This window comes from Vibrio sp. 378, from assembly GCF_033339435.1.
Map to the genome: position 1 here is coordinate 1 of NZ_JAWOUO010001195.1, position 517 is coordinate 517.

The 517-nt window shown below is 53.0% G+C and carries 1 protein-coding gene; it reads left to right on the forward strand.

Going from position 1 to position 517, the window contains the following annotated elements:
• On the forward strand, positions 1-517 hold a 517-nt coding region (locus R7Q48_RS31105), incomplete at both ends, for a cytochrome c biogenesis protein CcdA (RefSeq protein ID WP_318134276.1).

Here is a 517-nt window from a genome sequence, read left to right on the forward strand (position 1 = left end):
GCAGCGGGAAACTCAGCCAACGCCGCGCTCTGGGTTTATCCCTAGTTTACGTGCAAGGCATGGCGCTGACTTACACTCTTCTCGGCTTAGTGGTGGCATCAGCAGGCATGCAGTTCCAAGCGGCGATGCAACACCCATATGTGTTGATTGGTTTGAGTATCTTATTCGTCACGTTGGCACTCTCCATGTTTGGTGTGTACACCCTGCAATTGCCAAGCAGTGTACAAACGTGGCTAAACAACCTGAGCAACAAACAGCAAGGCGGCAGCAGCGCAGGTGTATTCGCGATGGGCGCGATCTCAGGTCTGGTGTGCTCACCGTGTACCACAGCACCTCTGTCAGGCGCACTACTCTACGTTGCACAAAGTGGTGACTTGCTGACTGGTGGTATTGCGCTTTACGCACTGGCGATGGGTATGGGTATTCCGCTGATTCTCGTAGCGGTATTTGGCAACAAATTGCTGCCAAAAGCCGGCGGTTGGATGGACCGCGTGAAGACACTATTTGGTTTCATTCT